The organism is Streptomyces sp. NBC_01451 (assembly GCF_036227485.1).
Lineage (GTDB): Bacteria > Actinomycetota > Actinomycetes > Streptomycetales > Streptomycetaceae > Streptomyces.
Map to the genome: position 1 here is coordinate 5393692 of NZ_CP109479.1, position 22489 is coordinate 5416180.

The 22489-nt window shown below is 66.4% G+C and carries 22 protein-coding genes; 16 read left to right on the forward strand and 6 right to left on the reverse strand.

Annotation, left to right across the window (positions count from 1 at the left end; genetic code table 11):
* Positions 1–51: 51 nt before the first annotated feature.
* On the reverse strand, positions 52–1374 hold the full coding sequence (aspS, locus tag OG595_RS23585) for an aspartate--tRNA(Asn) ligase (RefSeq protein ID WP_046703857.1): 1323 nt from the start codon (positions 1372–1374) through the stop codon (positions 52–54).
* Positions 1375–2306: 932 nt separating this feature from the next.
* On the opposite strand from aspS, the gene OG595_RS23590 reads away from it, so the two are divergent.
* Complete coding sequence (locus OG595_RS23590; protein ID WP_046703856.1) at positions 2307–3215, forward strand: hypothetical protein; 909 nt, start codon at positions 2307–2309, stop codon at positions 3213–3215.
* A 252-nt stretch (positions 3216–3467) separates the two neighbouring features.
* Entirely contained in the window at positions 3468–3947 is a 480-nt protein-coding gene (locus tag OG595_RS23595) for a hypothetical protein (RefSeq protein ID WP_046703855.1), read from the forward strand.
* Positions 3948–3983: 36 nt separating this feature from the next.
* Here the strand turns inward: OG595_RS23595 and OG595_RS23600 are convergent, their stop codons facing one another.
* Entirely contained in the window at positions 3984–4424 is a 441-nt protein-coding gene (locus tag OG595_RS23600) for a helix-turn-helix domain-containing protein (protein ID WP_078935255.1), read from the reverse strand.
* Positions 4425–5168: 744 nt separating this feature from the next.
* Positions 5169–6407 (reverse strand): helix-turn-helix transcriptional regulator, encoded by a 1239-nt coding sequence (locus tag OG595_RS23605; RefSeq protein WP_046703854.1) that lies wholly within the window; start codon positions 6405–6407, stop codon positions 5169–5171.
* A 497-nt stretch (positions 6408–6904) separates the two neighbouring features.
* Between OG595_RS23605 and OG595_RS23610 the strand changes: the two genes are divergently transcribed.
* Both OG595_RS23610 and OG595_RS23615 read left to right on the forward strand, forming a co-directional pair.
* Entirely contained in the window at positions 6905–7609 is a 705-nt protein-coding gene (locus OG595_RS23610) for a restriction endonuclease (RefSeq protein WP_052769546.1), read from the forward strand.
* 141 nt (positions 7610–7750) lie between these two features.
* Entirely contained in the window at positions 7751–8737 is a 987-nt protein-coding gene (locus OG595_RS23615; RefSeq protein ID WP_046703853.1) for a phosphotransferase, read from the forward strand.
* A gap of 31 nt (positions 8738–8768) precedes the next feature.
* Here OG595_RS23615 and OG595_RS23620 read toward each other — a convergent pair whose 3' ends face one another.
* On the reverse strand, positions 8769–9473 hold the full coding sequence (locus tag OG595_RS23620; RefSeq protein ID WP_046703852.1) for a nucleotidyltransferase domain-containing protein: 705 nt from the start codon (positions 9471–9473) through the stop codon (positions 8769–8771).
* A gap of 138 nt (positions 9474–9611) precedes the next feature.
* Positions 9612–10163, reverse strand: a complete 552-nt coding sequence (locus OG595_RS23625) for an ATP-binding protein (protein WP_078935252.1) — start codon at positions 10161–10163, stop codon at positions 9612–9614.
* A 392-nt stretch (positions 10164–10555) separates the two neighbouring features.
* Here OG595_RS23625 and OG595_RS23630 point away from each other — a divergent pair, with 392 nt between their 5' ends.
* From OG595_RS23630 to OG595_RS23645, 4 genes are all read left to right on the forward strand, one after another.
* Positions 10556–10792, forward strand: coding sequence for a hypothetical protein (locus tag OG595_RS23630; protein ID WP_159015026.1), 237 nt, complete (start codon positions 10556–10558; stop codon positions 10790–10792).
* 11 nt (positions 10793–10803) lie between these two features.
* A complete protein-coding gene (locus OG595_RS23635) occupies positions 10804–10974 on the forward strand; it encodes a hypothetical protein (RefSeq protein ID WP_159015025.1) in 171 nt (56 codons plus the stop codon).
* 1116 nt (positions 10975–12090) lie between these two features.
* Positions 12091–13326, forward strand: coding sequence for an MAB_1171c family putative transporter (locus tag OG595_RS23640; RefSeq protein WP_052769544.1), 1236 nt, complete (start codon positions 12091–12093; stop codon positions 13324–13326).
* A gap of 269 nt (positions 13327–13595) precedes the next feature.
* On the forward strand, positions 13596–14225 hold the full coding sequence (locus OG595_RS23645; RefSeq protein ID WP_046703849.1) for an HAD-IA family hydrolase: 630 nt from the start codon (positions 13596–13598) through the stop codon (positions 14223–14225).
* 214 nt (positions 14226–14439) lie between these two features.
* Here OG595_RS23645 and OG595_RS23650 read toward each other — a convergent pair whose 3' ends face one another.
* Positions 14440–15318 (reverse strand): helix-turn-helix domain-containing protein, encoded by an 879-nt coding sequence (locus OG595_RS23650; RefSeq protein WP_046703848.1) that lies wholly within the window; start codon positions 15316–15318, stop codon positions 14440–14442.
* Between the two features lie 573 nt (positions 15319–15891).
* On the opposite strand from OG595_RS23650, the gene OG595_RS23655 reads away from it, so the two are divergent.
* From OG595_RS23655 to OG595_RS23690, 8 genes are all read left to right on the forward strand, one after another.
* Positions 15892–16218, forward strand: coding sequence for a hypothetical protein (locus OG595_RS23655; protein ID WP_046703847.1), 327 nt, complete (start codon positions 15892–15894; stop codon positions 16216–16218).
* A 1-nt stretch (position 16219) separates the two neighbouring features.
* On the forward strand, positions 16220–17239 hold the full coding sequence (locus OG595_RS23660; protein WP_046703846.1) for a hypothetical protein: 1020 nt from the start codon (positions 16220–16222) through the stop codon (positions 17237–17239).
* Positions 17239–17946 (forward strand): ATP-binding protein, encoded by a 708-nt coding sequence (locus tag OG595_RS23665; RefSeq protein ID WP_055522460.1) that lies wholly within the window; start codon positions 17239–17241, stop codon positions 17944–17946. Before OG595_RS23660 ends, OG595_RS23665 begins: the two co-directional genes overlap by 1 nt.
* A gap of 116 nt (positions 17947–18062) precedes the next feature.
* The gene (locus tag OG595_RS23670; RefSeq protein ID WP_329275155.1) at positions 18063–18629 is read left to right on the forward strand and encodes a WhiB family transcriptional regulator; all 567 of its coding nucleotides are present in this window, start codon (positions 18063–18065) and stop codon (positions 18627–18629) included.
* Entirely contained in the window at positions 18626–19693 is a 1068-nt protein-coding gene (locus tag OG595_RS23675) for a DUF2637 domain-containing protein (RefSeq protein ID WP_329275157.1), read from the forward strand. Before OG595_RS23670 ends, OG595_RS23675 begins: the two co-directional genes overlap by 4 nt.
* A 102-nt stretch (positions 19694–19795) precedes the next feature.
* Complete coding sequence (locus tag OG595_RS23680; RefSeq protein WP_329275160.1) at positions 19796–20020, forward strand: hypothetical protein; 225 nt, start codon at positions 19796–19798, stop codon at positions 20018–20020.
* 203 nt (positions 20021–20223) lie between these two features.
* Positions 20224–20682: a plasmid mobilization protein gene (locus OG595_RS23685; RefSeq protein WP_329275162.1), complete on the forward strand. Its 459-nt coding sequence runs from the start codon at positions 20224–20226 to the stop codon at positions 20680–20682.
* Positions 20682–22451, forward strand: a complete 1770-nt coding sequence (locus tag OG595_RS23690; protein WP_329275164.1) for a relaxase/mobilization nuclease domain-containing protein — start codon at positions 20682–20684, stop codon at positions 22449–22451. Before OG595_RS23685 ends, OG595_RS23690 begins: the two co-directional genes overlap by 1 nt.
* Positions 22452–22489: the final 38 nt, after the last annotated feature.

Here is a 22489-nt window from a genome sequence, read left to right on the forward strand (position 1 = left end):
GGGCCGCTGCACCCTTCAGAGGGTGCAGCGGCCCCGGCCCTTTGGCGGTGACTACGGGGTGAGCCGGTTAGGACCACGGAACAGGAAGGTGGCCTCCCGGATCGACTCAAGGCCGAGCATCACCATCAGGACCCGCCCGAGTCCCATGCCCAGACCGCCGTGCGGCGGGCACCCGTACCGGAACGCGTTCAGGTAGTCCTGCAGCGACTCGGTGCCCATGCCCTTCTCCGCGGCCTGCTTCAGGAGCACGTCGTAGCGGTGCTCGCGCTGCGCTCCGGTCGTGACCTCCAGGCCCTTCCACAGCAGGTCGAAGCTAAGCGTCAGACCCGGGTCGTCCGCCGGCCGCATGTGGTAGAAGGGCCGGATGCTTGTCGGATAGTGGGTGATGAACGCCCACTCGTGGCCGGTCTGCTCTTTGATGTGCGCTGCGATCCCGCGCTCGCCCTCCGGGTCCAGGTCCTCCTTCACTCCCGCCGGGTCCCAGCCCTTGGACCGAAGGATCTCCTGTGTCTCAGCCATCGTGATCCGCGGGAACGGCATTGTCGGCACCGTGACCTCGACACCGAACGTCTCCTGGATCGCCTCACCGTGTGCGTCGGCGACCTTGGCGATGGCATGAGTAAGCATCTGCTCCTCGAATACCATCACGTCCTCGACCCCGTCGATCCACGCCAACTCCACGTCCACGCCAGTGAATTCGGTGGCGTGCCGGGAGGTGAACGACGGCTCGGCGCGGAAGACGGGCCCGATCTCGAAGACCTTGTCGATACCGGCCGAGATCGCCATCTGTTTGAAGAACTGAGGCGACTGCGCCAGGTAGGCGGAGCGGTCGAAGTAACCGAGCTTGAACACCTCGGCGCCGGACTCCGAGGCTGTGCCCATCAGCTTCGGGGTGTGCATCTCGGTGCACCCCTGCCGATAGGCGTACTCGCGCATCCCTTGCTCGAAAGTGGTCTGCACAGCGAACAGGAGCTGCGCCTGGGGCCGACGTCGTACGTCCAGGAACCGCCAGTCCAGACGATGTTCGAGTCCGGTCTGGTCGTCGATGGGTAGTGGTGTCTCTGCCCGGTTCAGAACCTCGACTGCTTCCGGGAGGATCTCCAGGCCGGCGAGTTTCACGATCGGGTTGTCCACCACGCGCCCGGTGATCCGGACCGCGGACTCGGGTGTCAGCCCCTCCAGCGCGGCCTCGACCTCGTCGCCTTCGCCGCCGCGTTTGTGGGTTACCTGAACCATGCCGGTGTGGTCGCGCACCACGACGAATTGCATTTTGCGCTGCAGGCGGAGCGTGTTCACCCAGCCCGATACGGAAACGGTCTGTCCGACATGTTCTCGCAGGTCGGACACCAGTACACGGTTAGTCGTGTGGATCATCGCAGCCCTCCAAGGGGCGTCGTCATGATCCCTTGGGGGCGCGGACGAGAAGGGTACTCGCGGTGCCACCGCGCCTTTACCGCAGCTCAAAGAGCTACAGCCTCATTCATGCCCGATGACGGGGGCCAGCCGGCGGGGCATTAGGCCTTCCATGGACCGTTCCTCCCCGCGCTCAGGAGGGTCTTCACCTCGGGGCGCAAGGCCGCCTTCCCAGCTACCGGCGACTCTCTCTGCTCGCGTGATCCCGCAGCTACTTGTCTCCTTCAACGCATTGGTGTTGAGCATAGCGGGGCAGGCGGGGATACGACAGCAAGATCACGCGAACGAGGCAGCCTGCCACCCAACCGGCCATCTTCTGGCACCTGTCCCGTCCCCTTTGCCGCGCCAGATCTGCCGGATCGACGTACAGCCGTGACAGGGGCCCCCACCGTCAGGGATCTTCACGAGCCGTCGCTCCACGCCGTCGTCACGGAAACAGTCCGGGCGTCCCTGACGAGTTGCTGGCCCTCGGCTGCATCCCTCTGACCAGGACGCCCCGCCCCCAGGGCCGCGACATGCCGGCCATCCAGCATGGCCACACGCCATCCTCGCCACAGGTCCCACCTTGCCAGCGGACCCGCAGACCTTTCCGCCAGGAAATTCATGGGAGATATCACGGGAGTGATTTTTGGTAGATGTAATCAAGCTCTACGCTGCGTTGGTCAGATCCTCGCACGGATTCGCCTCCTCCAAGGCGCAGAACGATCTCGAATGTGACGGCAATCTGCGCGACTCGGCATACACCATCCCTGGGTCTACGCCGATCCTGCTTTCGTAACAACGGGCCCACGCACGCATGAATGATCGGCGAATGTGAACACCGGGAGCAAACTGTCGTCCCGACTTTCCACCACCGACCCTGCGCGAGCGACTCAGCGAAAGGAGCCCTCACGATGGAAGGAATATCCGCGCTCGGGAATTTGGTTGAGGTAATCTCAACCCTGAAATCGGAACCGCCCGACCGCAGCATCAAGTACGTGTTCAAGACGTCAGACAGGGCTACCTTCGAAGCCGTACAACTCTGGGAGGGAGAGCACCAAGCCTACTCAGTGTGCATGTCGGCCCAAGCGGGATGCAGGTACGGCTGCACGCACTGCGCCACTACCTTCGCCCGCACGCCCTTCGTTCGAAATTTACAGGCGGAAGAAATCACCTCTGCCGTGGAGCACTTGGATGACGAGGTACGGACTCAGCAAGGCCCCCTCGCCTGGGTCGATTTCGCCGGGGTCGGGGATGCTGCCGCCAACTGGACTCACGTCACTGCCGCCGCGAGAACGATCGTCGGCCGCGAGTTGGCGCGGGAGGTGAAGGTGACCAGCATCGCGCCGCAGGCTTGGGTGCGTAATCTCCTGAAGCCCAAGGCTTGGCTCCCGGAGCGCTTCATGTTCTCGCTGCACGGTGCCGATGCTGCTCAGCGCAGGATAGTCATCCCACGCGCGGACGACCCTTCCACCGTCTTGCCTCTGTGGGCGGCCGTGGCTGAGATGCGCCCGGTGCGGCTGAACTACGTTCTTTGCGAGCACAACACGCGACCCGAGGATGAGGCGGCGCTGATCGATCTACTCGCTCCCTACGCCGGACGCTTCCTCCTGTTGCGGCTCTCCAGTTTCAACCCGGTACACGGCAGCCCCCTGCGCCCAAGCCCGCGAGAAGAAGCATTCATCACCGCTCTCTCCCATGGCTTGACCGGCTGGACGGTCTCCCACCACTTGTCTGCCGGCCGGGAGTCGGCGGCTGCCTGTGGGCAGCTTCGTTCAGACATCCTGGAACTCGCTCCGCCAGCTAGGCGCCCAGAGCTGTAACTACGACGAACACCATGACCTCATGCGCGATCAGGCAGCAGGCGATCCTGGGTAGGCCTCTTGCCTGTTCAGAGCCGCCTCTCACCCGCACGTGAGCACGGTCGCCGTCGGCTCGCCCGCCCTGGCCATTCACATTCGCCCAGTTGAGGTCAGCATGCGCCGGTGACCACTCCCTGATCGTTGCCGTCGAGGATTGGTGATCAGTATGTTCTTCTCGCCGAAGGTTGGGACGGCAGGGCCTCAGGGGGTTTGATGCTGGACACGCTTGTGACTACGGCCGCTGGTGCGCTTTCCGCCACAGCGGGTGTGCTGGTCGGCGGTATCGTCACGCGCCGTGCTCAAGATCGTCAGTGGACACGGGATCACCAGCTTGCCGCCTACCAGGAACTGTTCAACCACTACGCCAAGTTCACGATGGAGCTTAGGCGAGCGCATGGTGACCGGCGCGGCTGGGATTACGACTGGGGCGAGTGGAGCGCGGCCTTGATACGCGTAAGCCTGGTCGCCCCCGCGGAAGTTGCGGCCGAAGTCGACAACTTCGGCCGCGCCATCAACTCCTTCCTGGACCAGGTGGAGCGAGGCGAACGCACTCCGCTGCGTAACCCGCTGAGTCTAGAGGAGTTCGAACAGGCCAGGCAGGCACCCGCCAAGGCACAGGCGAAGCTGGTCAACGTCATACGACGTTCACTGCGCAATGATCACAAAGGGCTGTCCTTCGGAATCGGTGGGTAATACAACGTCTGCAGCTTGGTTGGCGGATCGCAGGGCTTACGCAGACTCGAACTCGGACTCTGCAGTTCGCTGGCCAGGGGGCGCTGTCGGGGCCTTGGGGCCACGAAGGATTGGGCCCGTGAGTTCGATCGGCACATCGAGGCCGTCGAGGAGCAGGACGATCTTGTCGATGTTGGTGAGTCTACGCACTCCGGATTCCAGCATCGATAGGAAGGCCTGGCTCAGGCCGGTCAGTGTGGCCAGATCATCTTGCCGGAGCGAACCGAGTCTTCGGACAAGTAAGCAGACGGTCCCGAAGTCTCTCTCCTGGAGGGCTAATTGGATGTCACTTGACTCCCAGACGTGCTCCGGTACACACGGTTGAGCCCCCGGGGGTTCCCCCCACGCTAGCCGGAGGCATGCATTGCAGTGTGCGTCGTCGTTGTATCTACTCAGGTGGCACCCGCAACCGTGACAGCGACGCGGATGTCCCGTCATCCCGGGCGCCTGGGCAGTGCGGAGTGCCGACACGGAGATCTTCTCCTTGGTGAACCGAGATACCGATGGGGGCGATGGGCCGCGTTCGCGCTGTCCCCGGCCGACGTTGTCCGTGAACAGTGGGAGCGTCGCCTTACTGGGGCGTTGGGCAGCACCGGCGGCGAGGTTGTTCCTGATCCGAACGTGCGCGGTCTACGAGGCTGGGTCTTCCGCGGACCCACGGCGCTCTCTGCGCGCTTTACTCAGGGCTCGACGCAACGCGGCGGGTTGCGTCAGAGCCCTGGGTGAGCTGGGCAACCTGTGCCAGTGGAGACCGGGAGGCTCGGTCTTGCCCGCTGGCGGGACGATAACGTGGCACTTCAGGCCAAGGGCGACCGTCCCAGGCTCTTCCCAGTCCGCGGCGGCACCCGCGGGGACGAGGAAGTAGAGACGAGGCTCCGGGTCTTCAGGCGCGAGAACCACTGGGCCCATGGGTTCGCCGGCGTCGGTGAGGATGTCCATCGCTCGGAGGCCGATGGCCTCGACTGCGCGAATGGCGTCCCACCACTGCCCTGCGGCACACAGTTCGGGCTCCTCGCCGATGGGCATCCATCGAGGCGGAGGGGCGGATGCTCTCGGGTCAGCATCAGACATCATGCGAATGGTCTCCCCACAACTGGTTGTGAGAAGACCATTCCATTCTGCAAGCTCCGTGAGCGGACAGACTGTCCGGGGGATCCCTCCGCGAACCCCCTTGACGTACCGTCAGGCTGTGGTAAGTCCCGCCCAACTCCCGAAGGCAGAAAGCTCGTTGGAAGGATGCGTCTCCAAGCGCAGCAGAGCAGACGTCGTCTCGCGGACAGACGGGTGGAACCTGACGTGGTTCGGTGCCACCTTGCGCGCCCGCTGAAGGTCAGCGAACGCCCCTGCCCTGTCCCCTGTCGTGAGCTTCGCCGAAGCCACGTCGATGAAGTGGTGGCTTGACCGCTCGCCAACCGTCGTTGAGGGCGGCATCCACTCCCCGCCAGAGGTGGGGGCCCACTCTCCAAGCCGCGCCAGAGCCTGCTCCGTGTCACCCATGTCGATCATCGCGTGCACTTCATGGATGCGGATGTTCGTCGGCCCGAACGACATCTCGTACGCGAGGGAATCACGATCGCCGGCCATCCTGGACACCTGCTCCGCCTCCCGCAGGTACTCGCTCGCACGATCGGGGTTGTTCTCCCGCGCTTCGAGCACAGCGAGCTTGAGCAGGAGAGCGCCGTCCACCGCGAGCGCGTCCTCCGTGTACGAGCGTTCCGGCTGAATTCGCTCAAGCTCGCGTCGCAGCGCCAGCAGCTTGCGGCGAGCGGAACTGTAGGCGCCCTGGCGAAGCATCGCGCCGGTAACCAGGTAGGCGGCAGTGACCTGCATCAACGGGTCACGGGACTGGTCCGCGGCCCAACGGACGCGCTCCAACGCGGTGGTGGAGAGATCGTGATGGCCCAACTTGTGCGCCAGAGAGTTGACCGCCCGGTAGGCGCGGGCGAGATGCCAGAAAGCAGATCGTTCCTCATCACCCTGGGCACTGAGCGCCACATGCGTCAGCTCGGTGATGATCGGTGCCAGGAGCGGCCCCATAGGGGCGTAACGCGCATCACGGCGCAGAGCCGCGATCTGGTCCACTTCCGAAGCGAGCACCGGCAATCCGCGGGGAGCGATATCCAGCTCATCGGGTGTGTCGTAGCACAGCATGATCCGCCGGAGCTCCGGGATCACCGCGTGAACGCCGTCCTCGGCCTCCGGCTCACCGTAGTACGGCTGCCCCGTGAGAACCTCGACGCCGAAGTGCAGGGCCTTCGCGAGCGCCAGAACCAACGAGAGCGGCGCCTTTCGCTTCCCGGATTCAAGCTTTTCGATGTAGCTCGGTGATACGGCGACTTTCTGGGCGAGTTGAGCGACAGACAGTCTCCGAACCTTGCGGGCTATCCGGAGCCGGTCGCCCAGCGTCACGTTCTCAGCCATGGGCGGATCAATCCCTTCTCGACGGAGCACTCAGTTCAGGGTACGGACAAGGCCCCTCCTGGCGAGCCGCGTCGCCAAGTGTTTACGAGGGGGCCGCCGGTTGCCGGTGATCTTGGGGGTGATGTGCGGGCAGTAGCCGTCGCCAACAGCCCAATCCGCCAACCGACTGGCGTACCAGGAACGGGACTAACCGGCCTATTTACGGCAGTTGGGCTGGATCTAGTCGGGATGAACTGGCCTCGCGTCAAGTGCTGGAGCGCAGAAACCCACGGACAGATTGTCCGGTCTCGCTCACTACTCAGTGGCATCGTAGCTTCGCGCTCAGTTGCTGATTGAGGTTGAGGGCGACGTCTCCTCCCCCCAGGTCACGAGCTCATCCAGCTGACCGGCGAATCGAAGACAGCATCTCTTCACGCTGGCCGGAAACGCCTACTTGGCAATGCCGCCCCGCACTTCCACACTGCCCACCAGATTCACCACCGGGGGAAGGGGATCCGATGCCCAAGCGGAAGGGACGCCGCACCAAGGCGCAGCGGCAGCGAGAACTACGCCAACGGGCAGGCATAGCGGCGGCCGGGCTCGCGGCAGTGCTCTTCGTCCTTTGGCAGTCGCCGTGGCTCCTGCTGGGCCTCGCCGGAACAGGGACCGCGGGTGTCGCCGCCTGGCTTCTGTGGAAGGCCCACAAACGAGAGCGTGCCGGCGACCGCACGTGGCGCGAACAGGACCGGCGCATGGAACTGGAACGCTCCATGACCACCATCGACGCCATGACCTGGCAGGACTTCGAACACTACGTGGCCGAGTTGTGCCGCCGAGACGGTTGCACCAACGTCGCCGTGGTCGGCGGCTCAGGAGACCTTGCCGCAGACATCCTCGGTAACATGCCCGACGGGCGGCGCTTGGTCGTACAGGTCAAGCATTACGCGCCCCACCGCACGGTTCCCAGTGGCGACATGCAGAAGTTCGTCGGCATGGCCTTCAACGAACACCACGCGGACGTCGCCCTGTTCGTTGCCACCTGCGAGTACGGCAAAGCTGCACGAGGCCTCGCGATCAAGCACCAAATCGTAGCTCTGAACCGCAACTTGTTCGGCTCCTGGAATAGCGGAGCGCCACTGGAATCGCTCCTGTCCTTGAGCGGGACCGGCGGCGGAGTGCCCCGCCGACGGTCGGCAAGAAGACGCCCGGAAGAGGCTTCCTGATCTCTCCACGAGTGTGTCTGCAGCCTCCGCTGTCTGCCGTGGAGATCGCCTGCGGGGTGGTGGCCCCCACTGGGTGGATCGGGAGGGACGGACACCGGAACTCGGTGGCGCCAGAGACCGCAATTCCCTCACGCTGAGGGAATGCCGAACACGATCACCCCGCGCCTCCAGTACAGCTCCACAGCCGTACGCCCGCGCTGGGCCGACCTGCCACGGGACGTCCGTCGGCTTGTCTCCCGACGCCTGGGCGGCACGGTGGATGCCGGGCCGAGCGCCGGAAGCGGGTTCACCAGCGGCTTCGCCGCCGTGCTCCATGGCGCCAACGGGTCCGAGTTCGTCAAGGCGGCCAACGCCCTGGACAACACCGTGATTGCCGACTGCTACCGGCAGGAGGCACTGATCAACACGGCGCTCCCCGCAGAGGTTCCGGCGCCCCGCCTGCGGTGGATCGAGGAACAGGCAGACGGGTGGATCGTCCTGGGATTCGATGCGGTCAATGGAGGCCGCATGCCCAGCGCGCCGTGGAACGCTGACGAACTCGCAGCGACGCTTGACGCCTACACGGTCACGGCTGAAGCACTCTCCACGCCCTCCGAGACACTCCAGCAGGTCGGCCTCAAGTCGATCGGTGACGGCAACGACTTCGCCGACTGGCGCGGCCTCGTCAGCGGCACTTCCAGTGTGGAAGCCCTGCCGGCATGGGTGCCGACCAACCGGCTGGAAACCTTGGCTGCCTTGGAAACCCAATGGCGACAGGCCGTGGCTGGCGATGCAGTCCTCCACCACGACCTGCGCCAGGACAACGTCCTGCTCGACACGAACGGAGCTGCGTGGATCTGCGACTGGAACTGGCCGTGCCTCGGGGCGAGTTGGTTTGACCTCGTGCTCCTCCTGGCCACAGCGCACGCCGACGGACACGATGCCACCGCCCTCTTCACGAGCCACCCCACGGCCCGAGAAGTCGACGATCAGCAGCTCGATGCGGCCCTGGCCGCACTCTCCGGCTTCTTCCTGGTCTCCGGAGCACAACCCCCAGCGGACTGGTCCCCGTACATTCGCCAGCACCAGACCTGGTGCGGCGAGGTCACGCTGCGATGGCTGGCCAACCGTCGCAGCTGGACGTTCTGACCGGCAAAATTCGTCCAGGGGCCAGGATCAGTCACGCCGTTCCGCTGCGCCGATAGCCGACCCACAAACGCCCGCCTGCCTGTGCCAGGACCTCGTCCACCACATCGACAAGGTCCTCACACCGCCCATCCAATGCCTCACGGACTGCGTCATGCACGCGCGCGTCGAGCCCTGGCACAGTGATCTCAAGACGGCGGGCCAGCCACTTTCCGCCGCCACTCCACGCCCCGCCAAGTGCCAGCGCCAGCTCGCCGGTCCGGCGCGCCAGTTCTGTGGCGATAAACAGCCGCTCGCCCTGATCGACGCCTCCAGCAAGATCGTCCAGGAGATCCGTGATCGCATAGCGGTAATCCTCAAGCTCCTCGACAGTCACAGCGGGTGGCCCTGCGGCGGCCAACATCCGTGCCTCGGAGGCGAGACGCTCGCCAACACCGTCCCTGTCGAAGAGCAGCAGTCCGTCCGCGCACATCCACAGCAGCGGCGACCGGCGCTTCCGTACCTCCCGCTCCACGAAGGCGTGCCACGTCTCCTCGGTATGCACGAACAACTCCACCGGCCATTCGCCATGCTGAAGGCTCTCCCGGTAAGGAGCCGGCGCTCCGTGCAACAAGACCACGATGTCGAGGTCAGACGTCGCCGTGCGGCGCTCCGTGACGACACTGCCCCCGAGGAACGCAGCCCGAGCGGCAGGATGACGTTCCTCTACAACAGCGCGTGCTGCGGCAACCGGATCCATGCAGCCACTATCCGTACTTCCTGCGTAGGGTGCACGCGGATTCTTCGACGGGACCGGAACACTGTCCATCGACAGGGGGCCGTCCGGGTGAGCGGTCATTTCAGGTGGCTATGCCAGAGCGGCCTGGTCGTAAGCCGCTCAGGCCGCTTGATGCTCAACTCGCGGACGTACATCGGCTATTGGTACGGCTTCCGCTACAGCCAGGTGGGCGCTGCCGGCACAGGTGACGATCGCCCTCTCTGCAGGCACGTCGCCCTGCGAGGACGTCAAGGTTGCGGCCTGCTTCGTAGAGGTGGGGATCGCCAGTTCGAACCAAGTGATCTTCCCCGCTGTGCATGGGTTCGACCCCCACTCCGTTGCCAATGCGGCGACGAGGAATAGGCCGCGGCCATGCTCGTCCGTGGACAGTGCCTGTGCCGGAGTCACCGGAGTGGGATCGGCGTCAGTGACTTCCACGCGGAGCCGCTCTCCTGCCCACCGTACGCACACCACGCACGCGGCTTTCGTGTGCGTGACCGAGTTCGCGACCAGTTCCCCGGTGAGCAGCTTCAAGTCGTGGATCAGTTCCTCGCCCAGACTCAGCCCAAGCCGCCGAGCGCGGTCCGCAACGCGGTCCCGTGCTGCTGGCACCGCTTCGACCAGAGGCGGGACGGTGAACGCGTAGGGCGATTCTTCGAGCGGGCGAGACATAGCTGGAACCTCTCGATGGGCAGGAGCTAGGGCGCCAACGCGATCTCCTATAAGTGAATGGATCGCTCGCCGACCTCACCGGGCAGCCCCGAAGGGCAACCGGGAGATCCGGAAAGAGCCCGGCAAGTGGCGGATGACCACCATCGGGCACAGGCAGCCCGACTCCCTATTCCTCTGGTGATATCACCAGAGGAATGTCAACGAGACTGCGCCAGCCGCTCACCTAAGGGCTGGCCAGTGACCAGCAGTTACGGGTCAGCCCTAGGTAAGGATGGGAAGCGCGGTCTACCGACAGCCTCGAACTGGTCGACACCCACGCCCTGGCCACCACCGTCACCCGGATCGCAGATGTCCTCATCGACGGCATCGCCCCCCAGGGACACGCCGACCTGGTGCGCGACTTCGCGGCCCAACTGCCCATGCAGGTGCTGTTCGAGATGTTCGGCAGCCCACCTGACATCGGTCGGCGCATCGTGCAGGCCCTGGTCAAGCTGTTCGACACCGCGCAGGACGCCGTCCAGGCCAATGCCGAGCTGTGGGGGCCGCCTGCCTGGAACTGGCGCACCTCAAGCGCCGTCAGCCCGGGGCGGACGTCACCTCCTGGCTGCTGGCCCACCCGGCCCGGCTGACCGACGCCGAGATGATCCAGCAAATCCTGCTCGTCATCGGCGCTGGCACCGAACCGAGCACCAACCTGCTGTCGAACGCCCTGCTGCAGACCGCTGGGCAACGCCGCGTCCTATCGCCCTACTTGCCGGGATCCGGACCGCCGGCAGCCCGCACCAATACGACGTTCGACTTGGTGCGGTGATGGCCGACGCCGGAGATCCGTACAGCGCGCTCGGGTGCGGGATCTGAAGAACGAAGTCAGGGTTCGCTAAGGCTCTCTTCCTTCCGCGCCTTTAGAGGTGCCCCCGCAGCGACCGAAATGGACCTGACAAGGCAGGCTGGCCCCGCCTCCCCCCAGAGGCATTCAAAGATCAATTAAGGGCCGTCGCTCAATTTCGATCTTGGTGCCCAGTTTGTGGTCTATCGCATGGGTGACCTTCGCTACATGTCCCTCCCGTGTGGATCACGGTTTCGTCCTTGTAGAGTCAGGCGCAGACAGGCGTGCTGGCCGACCGCCACGCACCCCAAGGCGCAAGTTCCTGGCTACCAGCGCCTCGCGTACGAGTATCGGGATTGAGCTGGCGGCAAATATCGGTGGTATTTCTAGGGAGCGACTATGCGTTGGCGTCGAGGCCCTTCACAGCGTGCCTTCATGAAGGAATGCGAAAGACTGCTCGTGGGCCTCCCTATCCCCACGCCTTTCAGCGTTGAGGCCCTGGTGCGGAATATGGAAGTCCTGCTGGGTCGCCAGATTCGGCTAGTGCCACTGGGTGACCCCGACGAAGGTCTGGGCGCAGCGTGCGGTCTTCGGGTCAAAGCGCCGGAGTTCACGATCATTCTCTATCGTCGCCGCTCAAGTCGAAATCAAACCGAGCACATAATTCTCCATGAGCTCGTACACGAATGGCTGGATCACGGGACTTGCCTGACGGCTGCCGAGATCGAGCGATACGTCCCTGAACGAATTCGCCAGGAAGTCCTTCGACGTTTTCCGTCGACCCTGGTCCAAGGGCGCGTCGATTTCGATAGCCCCGAAGAGAAGCAAGCCGAGCTTTCGGCCTCGTTGATAAAGCGATTGGCGCGCCGACAGTCGGTCACAGGAGATGACATGGTAAGCCTTCTAGAGAATTCGCTTGCTCACCCAGTCGCTCCTCCACGGCGTCGAATCTAGCCGCGAGCACTTGGCGAAGACCTAGGCATATTTCCGGCCTCGCGACCTCCGCCGCGCCCCCGCAGTCCGCTTACTGGCAATCACGTCTGCACTCAACCGACCTTGCGGGTCGACAAAATGCAGCCCGCGTAGAGATCCACTGGTTCCGTGTACGAATACTTTCAATATCTGACTGCGGCAGTCATGACCGTTATCGCCATCTGGCGATTTCCTGCAGTTCGGTACGGTGACTCTCACCGCAGGGCGCTCTGGGGCGGCTATGCGGGATTCGCCATAGCCCTGTGCCTCTACACGCCAGCAGCAATGAATGCGGTGGACCGCATTCCCGTGGTGGACCTGAGCGCCCTCCTCAGGCACTTTGCCAGTACGGCTGCGATCATGGCAGCCCTGACTTACGTCGCCACCAGCTACGGAAAGAGCACGGAGGCAGTCGTGCCTCGGCATGTCGCGGTCTCCCGCTGGATTGCCCGCGCATCGTATAAGGCGGGGGCGATAGGCGTCATTCTGCTCACGGTCCTGTTCTTCACCGTGGTGGATCGCGACACGCCAAGCAAAAATTTCCTCATCGACCATGCGGGAGAATGGGGAGCTGCGGTCTACATGACCGTCTTCTACTTCTTCCCGCTTATCACGACCGCGGTTTGCGGTTACCAGTGGACGAGAGCTGCGCGACAGGCCGAGAGCACGAGCATGCGCGTCGGGCTGGGTTTGATGGGAATTTCGATGTGGATGGGGCTGGTCCATACAGCGGCCCGTATCACCATCCTTTGGGTTGAGGTGGCCTTCCCCCTAAGCCTCTCCACAGTTCAGTTCCTTGTGGATGCCACATCGATATGGATGGACCTACTCTTCCTGATCGTTGCCGCAGGGGCGAGCATTCCCACCACCCGCGCGGCAGTAGCCCGGTGGAAGACATGGAAAACTCTCTACAGGACTTATCCGCTCTGGTTTGACCTGGTGCAGGCTTTTCCTGGGACGAGCCTGTATCCACCTGGGCGGCGCATTGCGGAACTCGTGCATATACACGTCCCCATCGACGTCCGCCTGGACCGATGGACTCAGGATATTGCCGACGCTTGCGAGAAGCTGCGCCATTATGCTCCACGAAACCTGATGTTCGCCGCAGAGGACATTACCGCCTCAAACTCTGACCCTGAGCCGACCGCAGAAGCGTATTGGATTAAGGCGGCACTCCTGGCCGCTGACATCACACCAATCCGTCAGCATGCTGCTGCGCCTCTGAGAGATAAGCCGTTCGTTGACACCGACAGTGAAGCAGCGTGGCTCGTGCGGGTCAGCACGGCGTACTCGCACATCACCACGGATCAGGCGCAGAGGCTTCTCCTGCGCTCCGAAAGAGTGGAATCCGAAGTGGATCAATAGCTTGCAATAGACCAACTGCCCGGAACTCGGGGTCAATCGGGATATTGATCTTGAGTGGCAGGCTTGTGAGTGAGATTCGGCACCCTCGACTGCACGAACTGGACTGGTACCGTGGGTTGAACGGACTGATAGGCCCTGTTCCGCCCAGTAAGTGATGAATGGACTCTGGCCTCGTGACGCACAGTGCTGTCGTCGCCATATACAGCCGAGTCTGTGACGCTGTCCGCAGTCTGGATGGACGTCCGAAATCCCAGCAATGGAGTTCCCGCATGTCCAACCGCTGCACTGGCCTCATCCTCGATTTCGGAGGCGTGCTCACCACCCCCCTGTTGCCTGCAGTGCTTGCCTTCGAGCAGCGCGAGGGACTTCCGCAGGGCGCCTGCCTAAGGGCCCTGTACAAGGACGACGAAGGCGTCCGGATCACCAGCGACCTTGAGCGCGGAGCCGTCTCCCAGACGGAGTGGAACGCGTTCGCCGGCAAGATGCTTGGCGTGGACCCCGATGGTCTGATGGGTCGCATCTTCGGTGACCTTCGCCCTGAGCCGCTGCTGATCAACGCGGCTGCCGCGGCGAGGCGAGCCGGGATCAAGGTGGCCATCCTGTCCAACAGCGTGGGGCTGGCCCCGTGGGATCTGTACGACGGCTACGAGCTTGAGCGGCTGTACGACGTCGTGGTGATCTCCGAGCAGCACCTGATGCGCAAGCCTGACCCGAGCCTCTTCGAGATCACGCTCAAGCTCATGGATCTGCCGGCCGAGCAGTGCATCTTCGTCGATGACACCGAAGCGTACGTTCAGGCAGCAGAGCAGCTCGGCCTCGCAGGGGTGCACAACCAGGACCCCAAGCAGACGGTAGCCACTCTCTCCGAGCTGCTCGGCGTGGACCTCGCCGGGTCGTAGCTAGACGGGCGTCCTGTGCCCAGAGGTCATAGCAACAGCTAAGGGACTACGGCGTCGCCCCAGGATGGGCGACGCCGTAGTCCCTTAGCTGTGTCGGCACCAGTCCGGCTGTGACGTAGCTCGTGCCGACTTGCTCCACGCTCGGACGACGGCCCGCAGCAGACGCGCAGCCTGCAGAGCGGAACGTCTCGGATGCGCAAGCTCGCGGGTGCCGTCACTCCCCGTCCTGCACCTCTGGCAGCTTGTGCTTCAGCTCTCCGACGAGTTCGTTGATGTTGGCCATCATCCCGGCCGACAGGCCCCCGCTGTTGCCGCGGGCAGCCAGGCCGAGGATCTGCCCTCGGTGAATCGAGCTAAGGAAGCGGATCGCCTCCAGGAGTTCGCGGGCCGCAGGGTCGACCTCGGCGTCGTCCTGGAAGAGAGCGGCGTCGACCTGGAGCGCCTCGGCTAGGCCGGCACGCACTGCGTCGGAAGCCTCGGTTGTGGCACCCGTGCGAAGGGCGACGATGTCGTCGGTTGTGACAGCTGTCACGCCTGCGTGATCATTGACGACCCGCGCGATTTCCTCGTCAGAGGGCGCTTCCTGGCCCACGTACCCGTACTGCAGGAGATAGTTGATCTTTTCTCCGATCGTGCGGAGGGGTGCGGGTGCCTGGTCGTCGCGCGAGGTCCTGGAGCGAAGGTCGAACGAGCAGTCCTGGGCGGCCAGCAAATCCGCTTCGGTCACCCCGTACGCCTCTGCGAGCGGCTGCACGTAAGCATCGCTCAGCCTGCGTCGGCCGGATTCGGCATTGTTCACTGGGACGCGGCTTGTACCGATGATCGCAGCGGCTTGCGCCACGCTGAGACCGGCGTCGCACCTTAGGAGCTGGAGGTCCGGCGGGCCGTCGTGGGGGAAGAGAACATCGAGCGGCTGACTGAGCGCCGCTGCAATCGCTGGGAGCTTCTCGCCCTTGGGGAAGTCCTGGCCGCTCTCCCACCGCGCGACAGTCGGGCCGCTGACACCTACCTTGGCCGCCAACTCCTTCTGGCCAAGGTCCTTGCCCCGCCGGACGGCACGCACGCGACTGCCGTCGAACTGACGTGGGGTCACATGAACTCCTGCAGCGTGGCGGTCGGGCTGGTCGGGGCGGCGTTTGTGGCAACTGTAATCCAGGCTTGATACATCCGCGCAACTAACGTACGTTCCTGTATCGCACCTGTTGATCGGGCCCCGAGCATCAAGTGTGCCAGCCCCTGGAGGACCTCTATGCATGTTGCGTTGTCGTGGCTACTTGCGCAACGCGCCGTCGCATTCGGTACCCAGTCGTTGTCGACCGATCGCGGGAGCACCTTCCCCGATACCCGCTGTCGCCAGCCCTGTGCGACGGGTTAGGGCCAGGGATGGACTTGTTCGCGGGTGTCTACATATGTTCGTCGTCCCCCGCCGGGCAGCGACCCGGGGAGGGGCGGAACGAGCAGATGGAAGGCAGGGAGGAAGGGGGTGGTGCGAATGCGAGCGCACGGTCCGTGACGTAGCGCACCAAAGAAAACCGGCGCCCGGGAGCTACCAACTCCCAAGCGCCGGGCCGGTACCCCCCCAAGGGCACCGATTCACATCTCGCGGGCGGCGGGGCTTTTGCACGAGAACCGCCGCACCGCACTCCTACGAACAACGGAGTATCGCATGCTCGCCACGCCGAGCGGAACTCTGGCATGCCCGGACAAGGCCCGCCAGCACCGCCTCGCGGCACAGCTCGCCGACATGATCCCCGGGGCGGCGACCATCCGCGTCAGCCTCACCGACCCGAAGCAGACGTGGCCCCACCCGCACGCCATCGCCAAGGACGCGGACGGGGAGACGATCGAGCTGAGCCGGACGACCGCAAGGATCACGGCCCGATGGGTCCTGCGGGTCTGGCCGGACGCGGACTGGACCCGGCCCCACACCTTCGACCTCGCCGCCGCGACCCTCACCCGCAGCGACCTCGCCGCTGCCAGTCGGCGCCGCTGACATGGCGCGGATCCGAACCATCAAGCCGGAGGCGTTCGTCTCCGAGTCGCTCGCCGAGGTGAACGTCGAGGCCGAGCGGACCTTCTTCGGCCTCCTCACCCAGGCCGACGACCACGGCCGCCACCGCGACAACGCCGCGATCATCGCGGGGCTGCTCTGGCCCCTGCGGGCCGAGCACACCTCAGTCCACGTCGAGGACGACCTCCAGCAACTCGCCAACGCGGGCCTGATCTGCCGGTACACCGGCTGCGACGGCCGCCGCTACCTCCACATCGTGACCTGGTCCGAGCACCAGAAGATCGACAAGCCCAGCCAGTCCCGACTGCCCTCCTGCCCGCAGCACCACGCGACTGACCGGTGCGGCCCCTGCAAGGGGACCTGCACGAGGCGTACCGAGGCGTCGCCCACCCCTACCCGAGGGCTCGCCGAGGCTTCGCCGAACGCTCCCCGAGCCCTCGATCTGCCCGCGCGGCCCGCTCCGACGCCTCCCGCCCCCCGAAGCGAGGGCCCGACCGTACAACAGGACGCCCTCGTCGGCCTCGCCGGCACCCCTGACCGCCCCGACGCGAAACCTGCAGGTCAGACGGCATTCCCGGAGGGCTCCCCGAAGCCTCCCCGAAACCTCGGAGAGGGCTCGGCGCCTGGATCTAGGATCTTGGATCCTGGATCTTCATTCCCTACGGGGCGCACAGCGCCCGACGCCACCGTCTCGGCCAACGACCTCATCGGCGAGTACGTCGCCGCGTGCGACGAGCGACCGCCCAGCGACGTGCTCGGACACCTCGGCCGCATCGCCAAGAAGCTCCTCGGCGAGGGCATCGCCCCGGAGCACGTCCGCGCCGGACTGCGGCGCTTCGCGGAGATCCAGGGCCACCCCAGCCGCCTGCCGAGCCTGGTCAACGACGCCATGAACGCACGGTCCGCTGGTTTGGCGCGGCCGGGAATCCGGCCTACCGTGCCCGCTCACCAGGCGTGGACCAACCCGGTCGACGCTGCCGCCGCCTACGCCGAGGAGCTGTGATGCGCACCCACACCCGCGACCCGCAGACCCTCGGTGGCGCAGGCACCCTGGACCGGATGGCCCGGATCCTGGCCGCCCGCAACATCGACCCCGTAGCCGTCGCCGCCCTGGCCGACGAGCCCGAGCCCTACTCCCCGCTGGACGCCCTGTTGGCCGCGATGCCCCCGCGCTACCAGGGCGCGGTCGCCGACCACCCGCAGGTCCTGGACTGGGCCCGGGACGTCGCCCAGCAGGCCGTTGCCCCGAGCATCGGAGCCCGCCGGCAGGTCACCACCGGCCCGAGCCTGCTGATGGCCGGGGTGGTCGGCGCGGGCAAGACTCACCAGGCGTACGGCGCGGTCCGACAACTGGTGAAGACCGGAGTGGGCGTGCGCTGGCGCGCGACCACTGCCGCCGACCTGTACGCCGACCTCCGCCCCCGGCCGGGAGCCGACAGCGAGCGGGAGCTGGCGGCCGTCAGCAGGTGCCCGCTGCTGATCATCGACGACCTCGGCGCGGCCAAGGCGTCCGAGTGGGTCGAGGAAGTGACGTACCGGCTGATCAACCGCCGGTACAACCACATGCTCCCGACGCTGATCACCACCAACCTGGCGATCAAGGACCTCCGGGCCTACCTCGGCGACCGAGTCACCTCCCGACTCGCGCAGATGACCACCCGGGTCGAGTTCGAGCCGGTCGACCGCAGACGCCACCACCCCGCCGCCTGATCCACCGCAGGCCGCCACGCCGGGCCGCGCCTTCAGCGCGCCGCCCCATGCACCTCCCGACCCAGCGCACCCCTCCGCCGACGCCCTGCGCGCGGAGAGCGATCGGAGCAACCCGCATGACCACCACGACGATCAGCCCTGCCCGCCACCGGTCGCTCGGCGACCACACCTGGCAGGACCAGGCCGTCTGCCAGAGCACCGAGTACAACCCGGTGGACCCCGAAATCTTCTTCCCGGAGCCCGACGAGACCGACAGGATCACCGCCGCGAAGTCGCTGTGCGGCCAGTGCCCGGTCCGCCGCACCTGCCTGGACGCCGCCCTGGAGAGCGGCGACACCGACGGCATCCGGGGCGGACTGACCGAGGAAGAGCGCGGGCCGCTGCACACGAAGCTCGCCCACCGCCTCGACTACAGCCGCGTCAACGCCACCATCGCCGGGCGCGACGTCCACCTCACCAAGGACGAGCGCCGCGCGGTCGTCCACGCCGCCTACCACCACGGCCTCACCGAACAGCGCCTGGCCTGGCTCCTGAAGATCACCGAGGAACACGCCCAGAAGCTGTACCGCGAAACCCGCCGAGCCATCCGCAACCGAGACCTGGAGCAGACCACGAAGACCACCCCGCCCCACGAGACCGACGGCGAGCGCCTGGGCCGCGACGACTTCGGGACGGCGGCGTGAACATCACGAGCGAGCCCAGCACGGCGCATGTCACCGGATGGGACCGCGCGGTCGTCATCGCCCTCGGCGGTGCGGGATGCGCCCTGTCGTACGACGCGCTGCAGCAGATGGCCGTCGCCATCCACGTCCGGGGCCTGCTGACCTACGTCTTCCCCTTGGTGATCGACGGGTTCATCGCCTACGGCATCCGCGCTCTGCTGGTCCTGCGCGACGCACCGCTGCGAGCCCGGCTCTACGTCTGGACACTCTTCGGCACGGCCACCGCCGCCAGCATCTGGGCCAACGCGCTGCACGCGGTCAGGCTCAACGAAGAGAACGCCTCGGCCAACGGGCTGCGTCTCGGCGACACGGTGGTCGCCGTCCTGTCCACCATCGCCCCGCTCGCTCTGGCCGGAGCGGTCCACCTGTACATCCTCATCGCCCGGGGGCCGGTCAAGGACAGTGACCGAAGTGACCGCGATGACCTCGGTCAGGCCGGTCACCCCGGTCAGCCCGAGCACATCGCGGTCACTCGGACCGACCGGGCCGGCCAGCAGCAGCCGCAGCCCGGTCAGGTCAGCGCCGGACAGCCGGTCGCCGCCCTGACCGACCGGCCCCGCCTGTCCCTGGACAAGCAGACCCCGGACGCCCGGACACTGACCGGGGACAGCGCCCCGGCGGACACCACCCGCCCGGACACCAGTCACCATGACCGGGAGCCCAAGGCCACTGACCTGGGCGGACAGCCGGACACCGCCCCGGTGGTCAGTAACCAACAGGCCGTCAACGAGCCGGTCACCGGGCGCCCGGACAACCTCCCGCCGGTCACTGACCGGCCGGTCGCTCCGCCACCGGTCACTGACTCGGTCACCCGGACAACCGGTGACCGGCGACCTGACCCGGACACCGAGGAGCTCCTGGAGATAGCCCGGTCAGCGGTCAGGGCCGAGGACAAACTGACCCGCAAGGTCGTCGCCCAAGCGATCCGCGGTCAACAGATCCCGCTGTCCAGCGACACGCTGACCGCCCTGATGGTCCAGCTCCGCCAGCAGCACGGACAGTCGGTCACCACCTCCCGGAACTGACCGCACGCCACATGGGGCGGGTGTCCAGCAGGACACCTCGGCCGGTCACCCGCCCCTGGACACGCGCCCCACGACCTCCCCAAGGAACCGGAGAGCACTGCCATGCGTACGAACCCCGCCACGCCGGCCGAGGTGGACTCTTGGCTGACCGTCCTGCACCAGCGTGGCCACCTCCACCGCGCCGAATCCGGTCCCGACAGCACCTGGACCGTGCAACGACACCGACACAGCCGCCCCTGGACCCTGCACCACCCGGTCCTGGCCATGGACTGGATCGAGGAAGTCGTCCGCGACATTCACCAGCAGGACGCGGAGACGGGCCGGTGACGGCCAACGACCCGGCGGCCACCACGTCCGGACCGCAGCGTCACCCCAACACGGCTCCTGGCGGAGCAAGTTGTCACATACGACGGTCCTACGGCCCGTCGTATGCACTTGCCCCCACCCAAGGGGGCGGGGGAAATCCGGCTGGTCCCCGAGCGAGGGCGCACGGGGACCAACCGGACTCCCGGCACCAGGGGGCGCCGGTCGTGGGAGGAGAAGCAGACGACCGCGCCCCGCGCGAGCAACAGAGCACGAGCGAACCCGCGTTCCCCGACCGCAAGCCGCGCCGACGCACCCGCAATCCAAGCCAGCGCACGCACAAGACGACCACCCGCCTGTCCGACACCGAGAAGACCGAGATCACCGCCGCCGCCAAGCAGCGCGCCGTCACCGTCGCCCGTTTCCTCGCTGCTGCCGGCCTCGCCGTCGCCCGCGGTTCGACCACCGTGCATACCAACGAACAGCTCGACGCCGCCATCGACGAACTGGTCGCCCTGCGCACCGCCATCTCCCGCATCGGCAACAACATCAACCAGATCGCCTTCGTCTACAACACCGGAGGACAGCCCCGCCCCGGCGAACTCGACCACGCCCTCACGACCTTGACCTGCGTCCTGACCCGCGTAGACGACACGGCCGACACGCTGGTCAAGAAGCGCCTCTGATGGTCCCCAAGATCCGACGAGGCTCACGCACCCACGGCTTGCTCGTCTACCTGTACGGCCCCGGCAAACGCGACGAGCACACTGACCCCCACCTTGTCGGCAGTTGGGACGGCTTCGCCCCCGACCCCGGCCGCGACACCAGCCCCGACCCCGACCCCAAGGTCACCCTCTCCCGGCTCGCCGCAGCCCTGGACCTGCGAGTCAAGCAGGCCGGTACCAAGGCGCCAACCGAGCACGTCTGGCACTGCTCGGTACGCACCGACCCCGGCGACCGCACCCTGACCGACGCCGAGTGGAACACCGTCGCCCGCCGCCTGGTCCAAGCCGTCAACCTCGCCCCCGACGGCGACCCGGACGGCTGCCGCTGGGTCGCGGTGCGCCACGCAGACGACCACATCCACATCCTGGCCACCATGGTCCGAGGCGACCTGCGCCGCCCGAGGATGAACTACGACTTCAAGAAGGCCCAGGCCGAATGCCGCCGCATCGAACAGGAGATGGACCTGCGCCAGCTCATGCCCGGCGACGGCACCGGAGCCAAGACCCCCACCAGCGCCGAGCGTTTCAAAGCCGAGCGCACCGGCCGCCCCGAGACACCGCGCGAGACGCTGCGTGAAGCCGTCCGCCAGGCCGTCGCCGGAGCCGCCGGCGAAGCCGAGTTCTTCACCCGCCTTCGCGAGGCGGGCCTGCGCGTCAAGCTGCGACACGCCCCCTCCGGGGACGTCCTCGGCTACACGGTCGCACTGCCCGGCGACCGTAACCGCGACCGCGAGCCGGTCTGGTTCGCGGGCTCGACCCTGGCCCCCGACCTTTCCTATCCGAAGATCCAGCGCCGCCTCGCCGACGGAACCGCCGACGCGGTCACGATGCCGGAAGCCGACACCGGCCGGTCGGACTGGTCGCCACCCGCACGGGGGCGACGCACCGCGACCGGGATCGCCGAGCGCGCCGCGATCCGCCTGGACAGCGACGACGACGATGCCGCAGCCCAACTCGTCGGAGTCGGCGAACTCCTGGACGCGGTCGCCCAGACCTCCCCGGCCGCCACCTGCGCCGAACTTGGCGCCGCCGCTCGCTCCTTCGAACGCGCCACCCGCAGCCACGTCCGCGCCGAACGCGCCGATACCCGCGCGATCCGCTCGGCGGCCCGAGGCATCATCCAGGCCGGCGGCGCGCTCGGCCGAGGAGAGGACGGCGGCACTACCGCCATGCTCGTCTCCACCCTGGTCCTGGTGGCGTTGGCCGCAGCACGCTGGCACTCCGCACGCGGTCACGCCCAGCAGGCCGAAGCCTCCCGTCAGACCGCCGAGCATCTGCGCGCCGCCTACCGCCAGGCCGCCGCCGCACCCATGCAGGCCCTGCGCGATCAAGGCCGAGCCCTGCCCGAAGCCCAGCGCCGCACCTACGAGACCACCATCCGCGCAGCCCTGCCCGAGAACAGCACCCGAGCCGACACGAACACGAAGAACGACGCCCTAGCCGCCACCCTGGCTCAGGCCGAGCAGGTAGGCCACGACCCGAAGGCCCTCCTGCAGGAGGCCATCGCCATGCGCGAACTCGACACGGCCGAGGACGTGAACGACGTCCTGGTCTGGCGACTGCGCCGCCTCGCCCAGCTCCCCGCCCACCCGGGCGAAGCCGCTCGACGCCCGCAGGCCGAAACCGGCCGCGCCGAGTCCGCGGCCAACCGGACCGGCGTTCGGACCGGACCTCCGGCAATGACTCGGCCCGCCGCCCCGGACCCGTACAACCGCCCGCCACGCCGCTGACCAGCAGTCCGGCAGGCCCGCCACCGAACTGCCGGACT

Bases quoted from the DNA above. Each gene is read 5' to 3' on its own strand.
- aspS (WP_046703857.1), bottom strand. From the start codon at position 1,374: ATGATCCACACGACTAACCGTGTACTGGTGTCCGACCTGCGAGAACAT.
- OG595_RS23590 (WP_046703856.1), top strand. From the start codon at position 2,307: ATGGAAGGAATATCCGCGCTCGGGAATTTGGTTGAGGTAATCTCAACC.
- OG595_RS23595 (WP_046703855.1), top strand. From the start codon at position 3,468: ATGCTGGACACGCTTGTGACTACGGCCGCTGGTGCGCTTTCCGCCACA.
- OG595_RS23600 (WP_078935255.1), bottom strand. From the start codon at position 4,424: ATGACGGGACATCCGCGTCGCTGTCACGGTTGCGGGTGCCACCTGAGT.
- OG595_RS23605 (WP_046703854.1), bottom strand. From the start codon at position 6,407: ATGGCTGAGAACGTGACGCTGGGCGACCGGCTCCGGATAGCCCGCAAG.
- OG595_RS23610 (WP_052769546.1), top strand. From the start codon at position 6,905: ATGCCCAAGCGGAAGGGACGCCGCACCAAGGCGCAGCGGCAGCGAGAA.
- OG595_RS23615 (WP_046703853.1), top strand. From the start codon at position 7,751: ATGCCGAACACGATCACCCCGCGCCTCCAGTACAGCTCCACAGCCGTA.
- OG595_RS23620 (WP_046703852.1), bottom strand. From the start codon at position 9,473: ATGGATCCGGTTGCCGCAGCACGCGCTGTTGTAGAGGAACGTCATCCT.
- OG595_RS23625 (WP_078935252.1), bottom strand. From the start codon at position 10,163: ATGTCTCGCCCGCTCGAAGAATCGCCCTACGCGTTCACCGTCCCGCCT.
- OG595_RS23635 (WP_159015025.1), top strand. From the start codon at position 10,804: ATGATCCAGCAAATCCTGCTCGTCATCGGCGCTGGCACCGAACCGAGC.
- OG595_RS23645 (WP_046703849.1), top strand. From the start codon at position 13,596: ATGTCCAACCGCTGCACTGGCCTCATCCTCGATTTCGGAGGCGTGCTC.
- OG595_RS23655 (WP_046703847.1), top strand. From the start codon at position 15,892: ATGCTCGCCACGCCGAGCGGAACTCTGGCATGCCCGGACAAGGCCCGC.
- OG595_RS23660 (WP_046703846.1), top strand. From the start codon at position 16,220: ATGGCGCGGATCCGAACCATCAAGCCGGAGGCGTTCGTCTCCGAGTCG.
- OG595_RS23665 (WP_055522460.1), top strand. From the start codon at position 17,239: ATGCGCACCCACACCCGCGACCCGCAGACCCTCGGTGGCGCAGGCACC.
- OG595_RS23670 (WP_329275155.1), top strand. From the start codon at position 18,063: ATGACCACCACGACGATCAGCCCTGCCCGCCACCGGTCGCTCGGCGAC.
- OG595_RS23680 (WP_329275160.1), top strand. From the start codon at position 19,796: ATGCGTACGAACCCCGCCACGCCGGCCGAGGTGGACTCTTGGCTGACC.
- OG595_RS23690 (WP_329275164.1), top strand. From the start codon at position 20,682: ATGGTCCCCAAGATCCGACGAGGCTCACGCACCCACGGCTTGCTCGTC.